General features: G+C 37.9%; 15 protein-coding genes. 5 read left to right on the top strand and 10 right to left on the bottom strand.

Going from position 1 to position 16,523, the window contains the following annotated elements; all coding sequences use genetic code 11:
• Positions 1–22: 22 nt before the first annotated feature.
• From ccsA to nrfH, 3 genes are all read right to left on the bottom strand, one after another.
• Positions 23–3,133, bottom strand: coding sequence for a cytochrome c biogenesis protein (ccsA, locus tag H7U17_RS13035; protein WP_186757174.1), 3,111 nt, complete (start codon positions 3,131–3,133; stop codon positions 23–25).
• A gap of 64 nt (positions 3,134–3,197) precedes the next feature.
• A complete protein-coding gene (gene nrfA / locus H7U17_RS13040; protein WP_186757175.1) occupies positions 3,198–4,691 on the bottom strand; it encodes an ammonia-forming cytochrome c nitrite reductase in 1,494 nt (497 codons plus the stop codon).
• Between the two features lie 4 nt (positions 4,692–4,695).
• Positions 4,696–5,346, bottom strand: a complete 651-nt coding sequence (gene nrfH / locus H7U17_RS13045; protein WP_186757176.1) for a cytochrome c nitrite reductase small subunit — start codon at positions 5,344–5,346, stop codon at positions 4,696–4,698.
• A 446-nt stretch (positions 5,347–5,792) separates the two neighbouring features.
• Here nrfH and H7U17_RS13050 point away from each other — a divergent pair, with 446 nt between their 5' ends.
• Entirely contained in the window at positions 5,793–6,275 is a 483-nt protein-coding gene (locus tag H7U17_RS13050) for a helix-turn-helix domain-containing protein (RefSeq protein WP_186757177.1), read from the top strand.
• A gap of 36 nt (positions 6,276–6,311) precedes the next feature.
• Here the strand turns inward: H7U17_RS13050 and H7U17_RS13055 are convergent, their stop codons facing one another.
• Together H7U17_RS13055 and H7U17_RS13060 are read right to left on the bottom strand one after the other, a co-directional pair.
• Positions 6,312–7,082 (bottom strand): hypothetical protein, encoded by a 771-nt coding sequence (locus H7U17_RS13055; protein ID WP_186757178.1) that lies wholly within the window; start codon positions 7,080–7,082, stop codon positions 6,312–6,314.
• A 41-nt stretch (positions 7,083–7,123) separates the two neighbouring features.
• Positions 7,124–7,789, bottom strand: coding sequence for a class I SAM-dependent methyltransferase (locus H7U17_RS13060; RefSeq protein ID WP_186757179.1), 666 nt, complete (start codon positions 7,787–7,789; stop codon positions 7,124–7,126).
• Between the two features lie 228 nt (positions 7,790–8,017).
• Here H7U17_RS13060 and H7U17_RS13065 point away from each other — a divergent pair, with 228 nt between their 5' ends.
• Positions 8,018–9,097, top strand: a complete 1,080-nt coding sequence (locus tag H7U17_RS13065; protein WP_186757180.1) for a BamA/TamA family outer membrane protein — start codon at positions 8,018–8,020, stop codon at positions 9,095–9,097.
• Between the two features lie 32 nt (positions 9,098–9,129).
• Here H7U17_RS13065 and H7U17_RS13070 read toward each other — a convergent pair whose 3' ends face one another.
• Positions 9,130–9,528, bottom strand: a complete 399-nt coding sequence (locus H7U17_RS13070) for a DoxX family protein (protein WP_230981411.1) — start codon at positions 9,526–9,528, stop codon at positions 9,130–9,132.
• A 220-nt stretch (positions 9,529–9,748) separates the two neighbouring features.
• Between H7U17_RS13070 and H7U17_RS13075 the strand changes: the two genes are divergently transcribed.
• A complete protein-coding gene (locus H7U17_RS13075; protein WP_186757182.1) occupies positions 9,749–10,129 on the top strand; it encodes a hypothetical protein in 381 nt (126 codons plus the stop codon).
• Positions 10,130–10,148: 19 nt separating this feature from the next.
• Here the strand turns inward: H7U17_RS13075 and H7U17_RS13080 are convergent, their stop codons facing one another.
• From H7U17_RS13080 to H7U17_RS13095, 4 genes are all read right to left on the bottom strand, one after another.
• Positions 10,149–10,715, bottom strand: coding sequence for a Crp/Fnr family transcriptional regulator (locus H7U17_RS13080; protein ID WP_186757183.1), 567 nt, complete (start codon positions 10,713–10,715; stop codon positions 10,149–10,151).
• 28 nt (positions 10,716–10,743) lie between these two features.
• Positions 10,744–11,475, bottom strand: a complete 732-nt coding sequence (gene rluF, locus H7U17_RS13085; RefSeq protein WP_186757184.1) for a 23S rRNA pseudouridine(2604) synthase RluF — start codon at positions 11,473–11,475, stop codon at positions 10,744–10,746.
• A gap of 87 nt (positions 11,476–11,562) precedes the next feature.
• Positions 11,563–12,966: a PQQ-dependent sugar dehydrogenase gene (locus tag H7U17_RS13090; protein ID WP_186757185.1), complete on the bottom strand. Its 1,404-nt coding sequence runs from the start codon at positions 12,964–12,966 to the stop codon at positions 11,563–11,565.
• Between the two features lie 389 nt (positions 12,967–13,355).
• The gene (locus H7U17_RS13095; protein WP_186757186.1) at positions 13,356–13,835 is read right to left on the bottom strand and encodes a GNAT family N-acetyltransferase; all 480 of its coding nucleotides are present in this window, start codon (positions 13,833–13,835) and stop codon (positions 13,356–13,358) included.
• Between the two features lie 592 nt (positions 13,836–14,427).
• Between H7U17_RS13095 and H7U17_RS13100 the strand changes: the two genes are divergently transcribed.
• Together H7U17_RS13100 and H7U17_RS13105 are read left to right on the top strand one after the other, a co-directional pair.
• Complete coding sequence (locus tag H7U17_RS13100; RefSeq protein WP_230981412.1) at positions 14,428–15,045, top strand: Crp/Fnr family transcriptional regulator; 618 nt, start codon at positions 14,428–14,430, stop codon at positions 15,043–15,045.
• Positions 15,046–15,233: 188 nt separating this feature from the next.
• On the top strand, positions 15,234–16,505 hold the full coding sequence (locus tag H7U17_RS13105) for an alginate export family protein (RefSeq protein WP_186757188.1): 1,272 nt from the start codon (positions 15,234–15,236) through the stop codon (positions 16,503–16,505).
• The last annotated feature ends 18 nt before the right edge of the window (positions 16,506–16,523 follow it).

Here is a 16,523-nt window from a genome sequence, read left to right on the forward strand (position 1 = left end):
TTTTTTATTTCCTTCAATTCAATCAAACTTTCAAGATCGCCTTGCTACTTGTTGGCATGCCTTTAAACCTAATACTAGCAGCTATGGAAATGCACAACAGAATCGCTACACACCAATATACCCAATGAGGAATGGGCACTGGATCGCCTTTAGCATAAGAATGCAAACCAGACAAATAATAATTCACCCCAAAAGAGGTCATAATGATGGAGGAAAAAGCCCAAAGACTGGCCAGTTGATATACCATAAAATTTTTCAAGCCAGGCACCAACCTCAAATGCAAGACAGCAGCATAAATCAAAATTGAAATCAAGGCCCAAGTTTCCTTTGGGTCCCAAGCCCAATAGCGTCCCCAGCTTTCATTTGCCCAAACTCCTCCCAAAAATGTCCCAATGGTAAGCAGAAAAAGTCCAATGGTAATGGCCAGCTCATTGACAATGGCCAGTTCCAAAATGCTTTTATTCCATGCACTATCTGGTTTTTTGGGCCTAAAGACAATTAATAATAAAGAAAACAATGCCATGATAGCTGCCAAAGCTAATGGCGCATAGCTACTGACAATGATAGCCACATGTATTTTGAGCCAATAGGAATGTAAAACAGGCATCAGGTTCGTGATTTCCGGATTGAGCCATTCCAAAAATGCCACAAACAACAAGGTCCCTGAGAACAACAGGCCCAGAGGTACAGTAAACTTGGATTTCCCTGAAAACACTAAGCCAAATAATAAAACTCCCCAACCTACAAAAACCAGCATTTCAAAGCCATCACTCCATGGTGGATGTTGGGCGATATACCAGCGCAATCCCAGATGAAAAGTAAAAACCAAAAAACCAATCCCTGTCAACAGTAAGCCGATTTTCCATAAAGCCTTATTAAGAGAGGTGGTGCTGAACATTTGCCAAATTGCCAAAACCAACATGATGATACCTAACAGCCAAAAAACACCAAAAAGCCGATTCCCCAAATTCAGTTTGGTATACAAGAGCTCCGCATTGACCCTTTTCTCATCAGGATAGACATCGGCTCCTGCCTTCTGCTGGAACAGGTCAATATACCCTAGTGATTCCTCTGCCTTGGACCAATCCCCGGTATTCAATCCATTTTGTAATCCCTGCAAATAGATATTGGTGATATTTTTAACAAAAAGCGCATCTTCTTCTGGAAATCCATTGATATTGCTCTCACGGGTAAACCAAGTATTATTTTCATCCACCCTATTAGGAAAAAGTTTTAAAAAATCCCCTGTCAATAATCCATAAAAAATATTGAATCGCTCATCCACTTTCAGCAATTCCTTATCTGACTCATTACGCTCAGATGGTTTAAGCATATTGGATTGCTCTACCATCAACTGAAGTTTATATTGCCCCTCTTCATCTATAAAATCCATAAAGCTCACTCTCTCAGCTTCAGCAACACCCATTTTCTCAAATATTTGAGCACCTTTATCTGGATCTACCTTGATAATGGGCATTTTACTGAGCATCTCAGGATACATTTGTACGGATAGGAGAAATTGTTCAGGACTCAGCTCCAGCCCTTGCTCCTCTATAGAAATGGTTGATTTTCCACTTAATTTCCTGACAATCTCATGAGCCAAGGTGTTTAAGGGTTTCATACGTCCATCCAAGTCCTGTACAACCAATTGACCATATTTTTCGGCCCTTTCCCCAGGAATAATCCATTGTCCGGGTAAATTTCCCTGTCCACTGGCACCCTTCAGACAAAAGAAGAATAGCAGAACTGCCGTTATTTTTTTTATCTCTTTTAGTCGAAGATTCAAATATTGAAACCGGCTGTTAAGAGTGAAAAGCGTAAAGAACATACCCAAACCCAATAAAAAATAACCTATATAAGTAAGAGTGCTTCCCAATCTGTCCTGGTTAATAGAGAGCACAGTACCTTTTTCGTCCATATCATAGGAAGCCTGATAAAACCTATAGCCCTTATAATCCAACACATTGTTCATATATATACGTTGATCAAAGGCCTTTTCTCCATCTTCAACTACCACTTCACTGGCATAGCTGGAGGGACTTTGACTCCCGGGGTAGCGTTCCATCTGAAAATCCTTTAGATAGACATAAAATGGCAAGAGCTTGGCTTTAGGACCAAAAGTCAACTGAAAAGTCTTTCCCTTATATTCAAATGAATGCCAATTGGGCTTGATCTTTACAAGTTGAACATAAGCAGATTCAATCAATTCCCCTTTATGATCCAAAACCTCCAACAAAACTGCATCGGCAAGGTTTTCCGCCATATCAGGATCAGTTTCCTCTACAAATACCTGCTTACTATTTTCCTGAATGGATTTGATTAAAAAAGCCCCTTCTGGCCATTGGTAAAGGGCACGCAATTTTAATGGCCTTATTTCTCCTGCATGTAAAACTCCTATTTCCTGGGTACTCATCTCCATCACCTGAAGATGCTGTTTGGTGCTTATCATCCAAGTACTATCCTCCTTGAAAATATTAATGGGATGATCTGCATCTAGATTGGTTCCCAAACTTATGCTTCCCATCGGTAAGTCCTTGCCCACCGGTAAAGTGAAGTCTTCCCTTCCACCTCCTGTGGTCAAAGCCAGCTCCAAATAATCCTGGCTCCCATATTTAAAATCTACCTTGGCATGGGGTATAAATTCCTTGATTTGCAGGTGAAGCCCTTCCTCAAAAGGTGCTTTTATCTTTATAGGCAAATTGCTGCTGGCAGTAAGGGTAATCGGCTTTTGAAAATTTTCATGGCCACCATCATGAACAGATCTCAATTGGAGGTAAGACTCATTACTGTAATAAATATTTTGGGCATTCCCTTCTCGAATATGAATAATTCCCTCCTCCCCAAAATACCGGGTAATTCCAGCAGCAATAATGATGAGAACAAAGGCAATGTGAAATAAGCCAATAGGCCATTTCTTCTTGGTAAAAAGTCGGTATCTCCGAATATTAGCCAAAAAGTTGATCGCCAATAGGACCATGATCATTTCAAACCAAAAAGATTCATAAATCATTTCCCAAGCCGCAGCAGTACCAAAGTCATTTTCCATAAATGTAGCCACCGCTGAGGACAGGGCAAACAATATCAAGAGCAAGAGCATGAACTTGCTGGATACCAGAAACTTTATTAATCTCATACAATGTTAATTTGGGTAATCATACTAAAAATAAACCATTCGAGATTCCTTTTGGCCATATCCTTTATTTATCTGAAACCATCTTAACAGTATATCCTTCCTCACGCTCTTTGCCCTCTTTTAACCAAACCGGGACCACTTCCTCCAAAAATTTCTCCTTAGCAGCCTTATCCTTTTCTATATCCCAGCCCACATATGCCTGCAAGGCTTCCGTATCCTCAAAATCCGGCATTTCTACAGGTTTATTATGTCCCAAATCAGCTAACAACCGGGCCAGGGCTATCCGAGTTTCTTCTATAATACCGGTAGCTGAAGTGACAATGCTACTGGTCGCCAATGGTGCGTGGAAAGCAGCTCCGTGTGAAGCCACCGCATAATCCCATCGCCATTGTGCATGCCTGATCCCAAGCTGAATATTATCCATTTGTTCCTGAGTAGCACCCAGTTCCCAGGCTTTGCCCGCTTCAATATGGGCCATGGCTATCAATCTCATCAACTTTTGGGAACCTTCCTTGATGATGCGTTGACGCTCAAAGACATCTGAAATCAGATCGTCCTTTTTCTCCCGATGACATACAAAACAAGAATTCTCTACATTACTAAGCGGCGAACCAATATGGTGATCTGTAAACTTCTGCCCACCCTCCGTCTTATAGGGCATATGACAATCTGCACAAGAAACTCCTCTCTTGGCATGCACACCAAGTGTGAACAATTCATAATCAGGATGCTGAGCTTTCAGCATCCGCGTCTTACTAATTGGATGTACCCAATCAGCAAAATCAGATTCGTCATAATAAGCCTCCACGGACTTTTCATCCATACCATCTCTCCATGGGAAAGTCAGGTATTGAGCTCCTTCTTTTCCAGGGGCATCTTTCACAAAATAATATTCCACATGACACTGGGCACAGACCAAACTTCGCATTTCTTGGTGACTTGCAGCATCGATGTCTTTTCCCATTGATTCAAATGCCTCTATCAAAGCGGGGCGAGTTATGGTGAGATTCATATTATCCGGATTATGACAGTCTGCACAACCAATTGGATTGATCACCTCAGAACCAAAATCAGACCATTTTTCACTATAATATTCGGTTACACCAAGCTCTTTCATCAATCTGGGTACATCAGGACTTTTACAAGTCCAACAGGTACTGGGCATTGGACCTTCTCCAGCCTCCATAGGTGCTCCTGTTCTCAGGATTTTCCTGATATCATCAACTGCATGTGCATGTCCTTTCGGTTGGTTGTACTCCTTGCTGAAACCATAGCCTGCCCAAAGAATTACCAACTCAGGATCCTCTTCAAGAACTGCTATATGGCCACTGGTATTATACATGCTATGAAAGGAGGTGTCCTTGGTCTTCATATAAGACTGATATTGCCTTGGAAAATTAAGTCCCCAGACAGAATCCCTCGGTTCTATATCATTTATATCTACCTTAGGGACATAAGCAAATCTAGCTTCAGTCTTCCTGTCCATGATGGAGTAAGCCAACATTGCCAATAAAAAAACAATGACAGCGGTCAACGTAAAAAGAATCCAATTTTTCATAGCCCTATTGATTTTGATCGTCTTGATTTTTTTTCGCTTCCATGGAGGCCTTCAGCCAAGCGGGAATTATTTCCGGATCGCTTGGAGCATGTGCTTTGATTGGCTCTATTTGATAGCCCACCGATGAAAGACTTTTAACCTTTCCATGTGGTACATCTCTGTGACATTCCCAGCAGGTCCTGTCAGTACGGTTTTCTTTATGATGGGCTACAAACGTCATTGTCTTGATATCTGTAACCTGTGTTTCATGACACCTTATACAATTACTTTGTATTACTGCTTGGGAGGGTGCCAAAGCCCTGATCACTTCTGGTTCTTTGCGTAGTGTAAATATGGAGGCATGGTATAGTCCATCCTTAGCCTTAAAGAAATACTTATTAAATACATTATCATGAGGTACATGGCAGTCATTACAATGTGCCACTTCACGATGAGAACTATTTGCCCAAGTGATGTATTGCGGGGTCATCAGATGGCAATTAACACAAGCTTGGGGATCATCAGATAAATAAGAAGCTGCATTGCTCAATTTTATCAAATATATTCCAAGCCCCAAAATAGCTGCCACAAGGACTATTGCTGGTTTTCTCCATTTATGGGGCGGAATCAAGTGCCAACGAAACAATATTCTTTTTGTGCTCTGCCAAATTCCCATATGTCAGCATTTCGATTGGTTCAAGATTTTTATTGAAAAATATAATCTATTGATTAACAACACATTCAATTTAAAAAATATTTTTCACAATCATTTATCGAAATAATTAAATCTTAGTCTGATCCTTAATATTTAATAATAAATAAACATGCTTGTTCAAATAAATACCCCTAAACCTGGACATCTAACTAATTACTAAGTGAACATTCTCAAACCCCAGTGAATTTCTAAAATGAATTAAACTATTTATTTACAAATTCTGACTATGTATTGATGATATTTTGTCGTTCATGTTTCTAAAAGGTCATGCAAGGCATAAATCTGCTTATAAAGCACTCAAAGTGAACAGTTAATACCTTTTTATTCACCCATAAAATATCTATATTATTTAGAGCTTTAGATTAGGTTTAATTTTTGATGGATATAGCTCCAAAAATACTTTTAAAATGGAAGACACTTCAACCAAAATAGATGAACGATTTGTTCAAGAAGCAGCCAAAGTTGTTTTAAAAAACTTAGGTGAATTTAATTTTTCTGTAAGTCAGCTTTCTGAAAATCTCCACTATAGCAGGGAACATACCCACCGTAAGCTAAAACATGACCTGAATGTTTCTGCTGGAAAGTTTATTCGCTATATCAGACTGCTTCAAGCCTATAAATACCTTTCTGAGAAGAAATATATTATCTCAGAAGTAGCTTATCTAGTAGGGTTCAACAGTCCTGCATACTTCAGTAAATGCTTTAAGGACTCCTTCGGAATGGTTCCAGGAAAGATTAAAAGGAATATGTCATTTTACAATTTCAATCAAACCAATATTTATGATTTCTATAAAAATGATTGCATAAAAGCCGCTTTAAAAACCAATAAAATCTTCTTTCATTTAGGTTCCTCCAATCACCAAACAACTAGTAGCTCACTCATTGTTTGAGCAAGCAGCAATTAGATCTACATAATTTTAAAAAGGCTATTTCGGTATACCCAAAAGGTAAATAACAAAACCAGGGCCTGATTTCTCTTTACCCATCTCCCAAGTCATTTTATCTGCTCCTTCCAAATCATTGATTAGTTCCATCAATTCAGGTATGGAATAGGTCCTAAGAGAGGATACGATCCCATCCCACCAAGCAGCTAATGGAATGATAGGTACCAAATAGGTAAAAAACAAGCGCCCCAAACTAAATGGCTTAATAAATGGTGCCGTCAATAGTACCGTAATAGGGGAAAAAAACATCGCTAATAGACTTACTAATGTCCTATCTTGCGCTTCGAAAATGGCAATCGGACTTTTTGCATGAATGGCATCCTGTAAAATCTCCTTGGCATCTGTTGGCTTGAAATGGTGAAAGCTTAAAAACATGGTCCGTAATCCATTAAGCTCATCAGGCACATTTCGGGCATCAACAGGATTTTTGACATAATCAATATTCGTTGCTTGCTGTTTTACCCGCTCAAAGGCTTCCCAATTTGGATAATAATCGCTGATCCAAATTTTCAAATGAGGCATCTTTTTCAATAATTCCTTATTGAGAGAAAGCAAGCCTCCTCCACTTCCTGATCCTAAATCTATAAAATGACCAGCTCCACTAGCATGAATGCCCTTTTCTAGAATTGGTAAAATAGGATGGTACATTTTGGTAACATTGGCCAGAAAAGCTAAAAAATCTGTCATATAGTTTCTGATCAGGTCCGGAAACCAGCTCAAATCCTCAAACTCAAAAAGATGCATCCGCTTCATAGTCTAGCCTTTTTAGCTCTACCTAATTTCGCTAAATATCCTCACTTAATGAAGCGCATGACCGTAAATTCTCTTTCCAATTCTCCCAATGGGTCACTTTTTAACTTCTCTCTTACATCTACCTGTTCGATTATCTTAAATCCAGCATCATACATCAGCTCCTCAACCATTTCATCATCATAAAACTTAAAGTTGAATTTGGTAAAAGGTAGCTTTTCCAAAAAACTTCTCTGCGCGAAGGCCAAACTGAAATTACCTCCTTCTCTCAGTACCCTAAAAACCTCATTTGCCATTTCCTTGGGATCCTCCCAAAAGTAAATTGTATTTACCGTCATCACCTTATCAAAGCTGGCCGTAACAAAAGGTAGTTTTCTTCCCTCATACAAATGAAATTTCGCCTTTCCGGATTTTACCTCAGGCTCATTCACTTTTTTTGCCAGCTTATGCATCAAATCTGAAATCTCCAATCCATGATATTCCAAACCTTCAATGACTTCTAACAACTCATAAACATGCTGAGCTGGCCCATGTCCAATTTCCAATACTTTTTCATCTCCAGCCAAATGAAGCATCTCCACAGCTTTTTCAACCATCAAGATATTAGAGGCTTGCATATTTTCAGCTACAGTCAGTCCTTCTTCTCCTTTAGGATGGGCAAGCTGCTGACCAATAGCCCTCCATTCGTCTTCTGTTAGATTTTGATTCATAGGCTTAAAATTAAGCATTCCAGACAAAAGCCTCCCATAAGGACCGTTAAGTTTAAACCTGAATTAGGCAATAGGCTTGTCTGAGGATTACCGTCAAGGGTTAAAATATTACCATAAGAAATCTCTTATAATTTATATTACAGATAATAGCCCTCTCTTTAATTATTATTTATATAAACAATTATATATATTATTGAAGCAATTTCATTATTCTTAATGGTCCATCAAATGAAGAGAACTTTACTAATAATTACGATACTCATTTTTTCATCAAGTCTACTATTTGCCCAAGAAGTAAAAAAAGACAGCCTCAATAAATCCTTATTAAAGGAAGAAAACGCAACTCAATTCAAGGTGATGCCTTTTTTTAGCTATAATAGAAATTTGAAATTTATGTTTGGCGCTATTCCCATGCTGATGTACAAACTGGACAAGCAGGATAGTATCTCGCCAAAATCTCTTTCAGGCGCTGCAGGCGTGTATACCACCAATGGATCCCATTTTGTTTCTGTATTCAACAGGCTTTTCTTAAAAGAAGATAAATGGAGAATCATATTTTTTGGCTTGACAGGCAACCATACTTCACAGTTCTTTATGGATGATTTTCAAAATGGTAGTTTTTATGATTATAATTCCAATACCACCATTGTTACTGCAGGGATAAAGCGCAGATTGCTTAACAATATTTTTTTCGGACTTAACTATACTTACTCTCATTATTATACCGTGTATGAAGATGAAGTTCTACCCAATGAAACCACCTCTACCAATGCACTGGAATACAATATATCCATTGATACCAGAAATGATGTTTATTATCCCAATAAAGGAAATCAAGTTAGGGTAAAATGGGTCAACTTACCTGAATGGTTTGGCAATGACTTCACATCTAACAAAATTAAAACAGAATATAACCAATATTTTTCGGCAAGAGAGGGTGAAGACGTGTTCGCGGCCAGGTATGCTGGAAATTTCGGCTTGGGAGATATTGTCTTTGAACAGCAGGAAGTCCTAGGAGGAAAAGACATCAGGGGCTATTCCGAAGGCAAATATCGCGGCGATGGATTGATTGCCTTTCAGGGCGAATATCGCTATAATTTTCATCCGAAAATGGGCCTAGTAGGCTTTGCAGGACTGGCCACCATTTATGGTTCTGACAATCCTGATTTTGACTGGAATATCTATCCAGGAGGGGGCATAGGTTACCGATACAGGGCCTTCAAGGACGTTAAATTCAATATTGGTTTGGATGCAGCTGTAGGTAAGGATGACTGGGGAATTTATTTTAGAATTGGCGAGGCTTTTTAATGCTTTGCTGAAAGATCCCATCCTAAAAACTTTCATTTCCCTCTAACTACAAACCAAAAAGTCCAAGCTATCAGTAACAGTTGGAAAGGAATTCTGAACCACAAATAAGATAATCCCGGACCATCATAATTGCCTGTTTGGTAATTGAGGTTTTCTAAACTTGCTTTTATATTGGCTGGCAGGATCATTATAAAAAATACAATCAATAGTATTCCCGTAAGTTTTCGGAACCGGTTGAAATGAATACCTACAGCAGTTGCAATTTCTATCAGACCGGTGAAGTAAATTACCGCTTCCTTAGCAGGAATAAATCCAGGTAGCATTTTACTCATCCCCACAGAAAACATAAAATGCCCCATTGCGGTAAAGACAAGCATAATAGATAGGGCTATTCTTCCTGCAAAAGCCCCGTTAATGCTTTTTCTTTTCATAAACATTATTCCAGCACTCAACAAAAAACTGATTAATAAAACATAAAATGGAAGCATAGTCTTATAAACTGATTCATGGCAAATTTTCAACCTTTTCCATTAAAGCACAATGAACCTAGGTTAATAAAAATTGATAATAGCATTTTGGAATTCAAACGGTTTGTAGGAATTATCCATTCTGGCTAAATTGTTTATAATCTATCATCACATTGCTTAAGAAATGAAAAAGTTATTGCTCTTTCTCTTAGTTTTATTGACTGCTATTGCTTGCTCTGGGGATGATATGAATCCCAATGCCGTCTATATCAGACTGTCCAATATCAGTAACTATGATTATAAAAACATCAACGTGAATACCTCCACAGGAGGAGTAATGTTTGACGATCTGGATGCCCAGACTACTTCAGAATACAAAGTGTTTGAACAAGCTTACCGATATGCATTTGTCGAACTTGAAATAGAGGGTAATACTTACACCATTCAGCCCATTGATTATGTCGGTGAGACACCACTTAGTAATGGTCAATATACATACCAAATCAACGCCAATGAACCAAACGGTCAATATGGTACCCTAAGTCTTAATTTAGTGAAAGACTAATTTTATAGATTAGCAAAATTCAACTTATACGTTTTCTTATCCTGCTTAATGCTTGCGGAGTAATCCCTATATAACTCGCGATATATTTTAGTGGAATTTCCCGAATCACCTCTGGCCTTTCAGAAAAAATTTTCAAATATCTTTCTTCTGCACTATCCTTCAATAACGACAGTTCTCTTTTAGATTTTTTTAGGAAAAGCCCCTCAGCTGCATTCCTGCCAATAATATTACCAACAGTTGATTCTTGATACACGGTTTGAAGGTCCTCATAGGATATCCTCCAAAGCTGCACGGACCCCAAAGCTTCCAAGACATAACTACTTGGATTTCTCGTCAAAAAGGAGTCATAGGCACTGGCAAATTCATTTTCGAATGAAAAGCCAAAAGTAAGATCTTGCTCTTCTCCGGGGACATAATAACGAATGATTCCTGAAACAATAAAGGATAAATAATTTTCCACCTCGCCCAAGTTTAGGATTTTCCCCTTTGAGGTATATGTTGCTTTAACAAGTTTGGATGAAAAGGATTCCCAATCATGATCGCTCATGGATACCTGTTGCTCAAAAAGTGTCCGGATTTTTTCCATATTTTTTATTCCTCATTGACTGAAAAAATCATCCGTCAAAAGTCTTACTAGAATCCGCTGTCAACTGATTGATTTCTGCCAATTCCTCTGCAGTAAGATACCGCCACTTGCCCACGGGGACATCCAATCCTATATTCATGATCCTGATGCGCTTCAGTTTGGTTACCTCATAATCCAGATATGCACACATCCTACGGATTTGCCTGTTAAGCCCTTGAGTAAGTACAATCTTGAATTTGTGCCTACCAATTTGCTCCACCTTGCACTTTTTGGTCATGGTCCCCAAAATTGGGATGCCGTTGGACATTCTTTGGATAAAACGTGGCGTAATCGGCTTATCCACTGTCACAACATATTCCTTTTCATGGTTATTTTTTGCCCGCAGGATTTTATTGACAATATCTCCATCATTGGTCAAAAAAATCAAACCCTCACTGGGCTTGTCCAACCTACCTATGGGAAAAATTCTTTTGGGATGATTGATATAATCAATGATATTATCCTTTTCCCTTTTGGTATCCGTGGTGCAAACAATGCCAACAGGCTTATTAAAAGCTAAATAGATAAAATCTTCCTTGGGAGGGGAAACCAATTCTCCATCCACTCGCACATCATCTCCAGGGGTAATCTTGGTCCCCAGTTCCGGCACCTTCCCATTAATGGTAATCCTCCCCTGCTCCAATAGCTTATCCGCTGCCCTCCTGGAACAATATCCTATCTCACTTAAATACTTATTTATCCTTACCGTTTGGTTTTCCATCAATTAATCTCTTTGCAATACTCAAAGTTATACCTTTCTATTGAATTGGTAAATAAAGCGCTGAATGGAAAAACAAGCTATCAAGTACTAATTTTGCACCGGAACCACTCTGAGGATTTTATCCGGTCCATTGGTAACAATATAAAGCGCCCCATCAGGACCAAATTTAAGATCACGCACCCTTCCTTTTCCTTTAATGAGTAATTCTTGCTTTACTATATTATGTTGGTCAATTACAATTCTTCTAACTTCCTGGAATGCCAAGGCACCCACCAATAAATTGTTTTTCCAAGCCGGAAATAATTCTCCCTCTACAAATTCTGCTGGACACACTGCTATGGAAGGAGTCCAATAGGTGATTGGCTGCTCCATGCCTTCTTGATGAGTTTTCTCTGAAATAATGGAACCGTCATAATCTACCCCATAAGTAATTACCGGCCAGCCATAATTAGCTCCTTTTTTTAGTATATTCAATTCATCTCCCCCTTTTGGTCCATGCTCGGTCATCCAAATTTCACCAGTTTCTGGGTGCATGCTTATACCTTGTACATTTCTATTTCCCAAAGAATATACAGCAGCAAGTGCCCCCCCTTTATTTATAAAAGGGTTATCTTCTGGAATGCTGCCATCAGGGTAAATTCGAAAAACTTTTCCGGTGGCTTTACTTGGGTCTTGGGAATCCTCTGCCCTAGCCATATCTCCTATAGAAAAAAATAAATAACCCTCTTTATCAAATAAAAACCTACAACCCCAACGATTGCCATTCCTTACTTTTAAATCATCACTTACCTCAAATAAGGTTTCTTCATTTTGCCATTGATGGTCTTTGATTTTTCCACGGATAATTTTAGTCAATGCCAGGGCATCCTTTGCTTCATTATCCTCATTGGTTTGACTGTATGCCAAATAAACCCAACCATTCTTATCATAATTAGGATCTAATGCGATATCCATAAAACCACCTGTACTACTGCCTATATGAGGTTTAGGAAGACCTACTATCGGCAAAGGATCTTCTTTCCCATCGATCAGCCACTTCAGTTTACCATTTCTTTCAGAAACCAAGGCTTTATGGCTATCTATAAACTCTATCGCCCAAGGAACTTCCAACCCCTCAGAACACCATTCCACTACTTCCAATTTATATTCACTTGAATTTAGGTATTCAATAGTTGGATCTTCTAATTTTAAATGTTCATTTTCCTGAAAATCAATAATATAATCAGCAATAGCATTGACATCTGAAGGGCTAAGTTGATTATTCCAGGCAAGCATCTTCGTATTAGGAACTCCTTCTTTGATAGTTTTTATAAGTTTTTCTTTGGAAGATTCATCAGTCCAATTTTCTTTCAAAAGACTCGTTGTAGAACTAGTCCCCTTCATGCTGGCTCCGTGACAGCCAGAACAATAAATTAAATAATTCTCCTTTCCAGATTGCCCAAAGCTTACATACTGAAAAGAAAAAATGGCAATAATTATTAAATATTTCATCTGAGGGTGGATTGGGTTTATTAGTAAAATAAAAAATAATTTAGAAAATCAATCCCCTCCTGATAATTAACTCCCCATATTCCTCCTGAAAGATCATAAAATTATATCATGCTTGAAGACTAAAAAGCATCAGACAATGATAATAAATTCTGATTATCCGCTATGATGCCAGTAACCTGAAATCCTTTGATGAAGTGGTCGGAAGCCTGTCTACCTGCAATGTAGAACTGAAGATTGAAGACCGAAGCAGGTGTTGTTTTAATTTAAACAATCGTTTAGAACCTCATTTAATCTTAACTGGCACGATTACAGAATTTCATATAAAAATTTTATACTTAGGATTAAAAATAGTAATTGACAATACTTATTAATCTAATTAATAAAGAAGCTCAATGAATACCTTTACTCATCCTGTAATTAACTATTTCCAATCCATTCACATGTTTTTTATTTTCCTTAACATAGTGAAATCCCTTTTTCTCAAAAAATGGAATGGATGTCTTACTTGCATCGGTAGTAATTTCTTTTGCACCCTGTCTGGAAGCTTCATCTTCCAAGGCTTTTAAAAGTCGCTCAGCCAATCCGATTCTTTGGTATGCATGATGGACATACATAAAATCCAAGTAATTTCCATTCTCCAATCCTCCAAAAGCAATTATCTTATCATCATCCTCAGCAACTAAAAAAAATTCATTCGAAAGCGCTCCTAACCATCTTTCTTCATTGACTACAGATGAAATCCATGCTGCCAGTTGCATTTCACTATAATCCCCTTTGCAGGAATCTTGTATGGTTTGCACATACAACTCCTGGATTTTAGGCATATCCTCTAATGTGGCAGGTCTGATAATAATCTCGTATGCTTCCATATTCCGACAGTTTAGTAATTTGAAATTAGTAAATTAACGTCAATTGATAACTCAGAATTCTAAACAAAAAAAGGTTCTATTATTACATTTTAATGCTTTTCAACACATTTAAAACGATTATTAAATAAATCTGCTTGAAAGAAACATCTCCGCAGTATTCTGGCCAATGAGCCAATTTGTATTAAGTTAAGAAGTATTTTGCTTAAATTTTTAATGTATTTAAAATTTATTTTCACATAAAAGACTAATTATCAGTAAATTCCAAAAATGTTTTTTGTAATTTGATTAGTATGATGTTTAGGGATAAGTCATACAAGAACGGATAAGTAAGAATTCTGTGGACTTGGCCCAATACTATCCCAATTTACAGTGTCTAATTTTAGTATAAAATTTCCAGAATTCCTTCATTAATAAGTAATTCCCAGAAATTAATTGAAAGGCATGTAATTGATCCCTTAAAATTGTTTACGTATATTTACGTATAAAAAATAATATTATGGGAGGTTTTTGTTCAGATTGCCAGGTATGCACAAATGACAATTGCATCATTAAAAAAAATTGCCAGCTAGATGAAATCAAAGATTATCTAGGCATGAAAAACAGTGTTTTTTGTAAAAAGGGCCAAGACTTTATTATCGAAGGCGCGCCAGTGCACGGACTGTATTTTGTAAACCATGGCAAGGTCAAGGTGACCAAAACTGGACTTAATGGAAAAGAACAGATCGTCCGGTTTGCCAGTAGTGGGGAGATCATCGGCCATAGGGGATTTGGAGCAGGTCAATTTTACCATATTGGCGCGAAAACGCTTGAGGACACCTATTTATGCAATTTTTCGATGGAAACCATGAATAATATGTTACATCAAATTCCATCCTTAACCTATAATTTGATGACCTTTTATGCTGAAGAGCTTAACCGAAGTGAAACAAAAGTGAAAAAATTTGCTCAGATGACTGTTCGAGAAAAAGTCATCGATGCTTTATTATATATTAACAGAAAATTTGGACAAGAAGGCAATTACTTCAGTTTATTACTTTCAAGAAAAGATATTGCGGATTTTGCCGGAACAACTGATGAACAGGTGATCAGAACCCTTTCAGCCCTTAAAAAAGAAGAACTTATTTATTCTTCTGGGAAAAGACTAGGTATAAAAAACGTAAGTTTACTTAGTAAAGAGATATCCGATCATAACTTTTTTCTTGACAGCTAAACTACTTCTAAAGCCTTCATGGTAGGGTTTATATTAAAAACCTGCGATTTGACAGGTTTTTATATGGTCAAAAAAAGGGATAATAGCTGTATTATTCCATATAAAACCTAAGGCCAAGCCCTTAAGTTTGTAAAACTAAGTACTAATACTTAAAAATATTAACAAAAAAGACCATTAATCAATTAACCATGAGAAGAATATTTTACTTGTCAGCATTTTTAATCTGCCTAACTGCCTATAAAGCTCAAGCCCAGTTTACTATCTCGGCTGAAGTAAGACCAAGAACAGAATTTAGAAATGGTTTTAAGACACTAACAGATGAATCCAAAGATCCGGCATTCTTCACAGAACAAAGATCCAGACTATACCTTGACTATTTAAACAGTGATTTCAAATTTAAATTGGCATTCCAAGACATCCGTATCTGGGGAGAATCCCCCCAAATATTTAAGGAAGAATTGGGCAAAACATTTATTAGTGAAGCTTGGGGTCAATACTTCTTCAATCCTAACTTTAGTCTAAAAGTTGGACGGCAAATTATTTCCTATGACAACCAAAGATTCTTAGGAGGACTAGAATGGGCCCAACAGGGAAGAAGACATGATGCCCTACTTTTCATCTACGAAGAGAAGGAAAAAAATGCCAAACTACATCTGGGATTTGCCTATAACCAGGATGCTGATGTCCCTGAACCAGGATTTCTACAAGGAGCCGGAGCTGGATTTTACAATGTAGGGGGAAACTATAAAACTCTCCAATATGGCTGGTTCCATAAAGATTATGAATCTACCTCGTTTTCCTTGCTTGCCTTGAATGCAGGATACCAAAATGCAGACACAACGATGTCCAATAAACAAACTTTTGGATTCATTCCATCTACTCAGATAGGAGCCATCAAATTGGCCGGGGACTTTTATTACCAAACGGGAAAACTAGCTAAAAACAATGTGAATGCCCTCCTTGCTGGCGTAAATGCTACCTTCCAGACTTCTGTGACTCCCCTAACCTTGGGAATAGAGTATATTTCAGGTGATGGTGACCCAACCAATAACACGAATAAAGCATTTAATCCGGACTTTGGAACGAACCATGCCTTTAATGGTTTTATGGATTATTTCTTTGTAGGACCTGCCAATGGCTCAGTTGGCGTAAACGATATCTACTTGAAAACCAAATGGCAGGTGGGTAAAGGAAATATAGCCGCTAATGCCCACCATTTCTTGACTGGATCTACACAATATGGCGAATCAGGTGATGAATTGAAAAAAAGCATGGGTACCGAAATCGATCTTGTATACACATTAAAACTTAAGGGCGGAGTAACCTGGAACCTGGGCTACTCACAGATGTTTGCTACTGATACCATGGAATCCCTCCGAGGTGGCGATAAAAGCCATCTCCAAAACTGGGCCTGGACTATGATTACTTTCAAACCTACACTATTTACCTCAGCAAAATAATTTCCTAACAAACCTTAT

Source organism: Echinicola salinicaeni, from assembly GCF_014280965.1.
GTDB classification, from domain to species: domain Bacteria; phylum Bacteroidota; class Bacteroidia; order Cytophagales; family Cyclobacteriaceae; genus Echinicola; species Echinicola salinicaeni.

What these genes read in the sequence shown, in the direction of transcription:
- H7U17_RS13105 (WP_186757188.1), top strand. Translation starts at nt 15,234, where the DNA reads ATGAGAAGAATATTTTACTTGTCAGCATTTTTAATCTGCCTAACTGCC.
- ccsA (WP_186757174.1), bottom strand. Translation starts at nt 3,133, where the DNA reads ATGAGATTAATAAAGTTTCTGGTATCCAGCAAGTTCATGCTCTTGCTC.
- nrfH (WP_186757176.1), bottom strand. Translation starts at nt 5,346, where the DNA reads ATGGGAATTTGGCAGAGCACAAAAAGAATATTGTTTCGTTGGCACTTG.
- H7U17_RS13100 (WP_230981412.1), top strand. Translation starts at nt 14,428, where the DNA reads ATGAAAAACAGTGTTTTTTGTAAAAAGGGCCAAGACTTTATTATCGAA.
- H7U17_RS13095 (WP_186757186.1), bottom strand. Translation starts at nt 13,835, where the DNA reads ATGGAAGCATACGAGATTATTATCAGACCTGCCACATTAGAGGATATG.
- H7U17_RS13055 (WP_186757178.1), bottom strand. Translation starts at nt 7,082, where the DNA reads ATGAAGCGGATGCATCTTTTTGAGTTTGAGGATTTGAGCTGGTTTCCG.
- H7U17_RS13065 (WP_186757180.1), top strand. Translation starts at nt 8,018, where the DNA reads ATGAAGAGAACTTTACTAATAATTACGATACTCATTTTTTCATCAAGT.
- H7U17_RS13050 (WP_186757177.1), top strand. Translation starts at nt 5,793, where the DNA reads ATGGAAGACACTTCAACCAAAATAGATGAACGATTTGTTCAAGAAGCA.
- H7U17_RS13080 (WP_186757183.1), bottom strand. Translation starts at nt 10,715, where the DNA reads ATGGAAAAAATCCGGACACTTTTTGAGCAACAGGTATCCATGAGCGAT.
- nrfA (WP_186757175.1), bottom strand. Translation starts at nt 4,691, where the DNA reads ATGAAAAATTGGATTCTTTTTACGTTGACCGCTGTCATTGTTTTTTTA.
- H7U17_RS13090 (WP_186757185.1), bottom strand. Translation starts at nt 12,966, where the DNA reads ATGAAATATTTAATAATTATTGCCATTTTTTCTTTTCAGTATGTAAGC.
- rluF (WP_186757184.1), bottom strand. Translation starts at nt 11,475, where the DNA reads ATGGAAAACCAAACGGTAAGGATAAATAAGTATTTAAGTGAGATAGGA.
- H7U17_RS13070 (WP_230981411.1), bottom strand. Translation starts at nt 9,528, where the DNA reads ATGAAAAGAAAAAGCATTAACGGGGCTTTTGCAGGAAGAATAGCCCTA.
- H7U17_RS13075 (WP_186757182.1), top strand. Translation starts at nt 9,749, where the DNA reads ATGAAAAAGTTATTGCTCTTTCTCTTAGTTTTATTGACTGCTATTGCT.
- H7U17_RS13060 (WP_186757179.1), bottom strand. Translation starts at nt 7,789, where the DNA reads ATGAATCAAAATCTAACAGAAGACGAATGGAGGGCTATTGGTCAGCAG.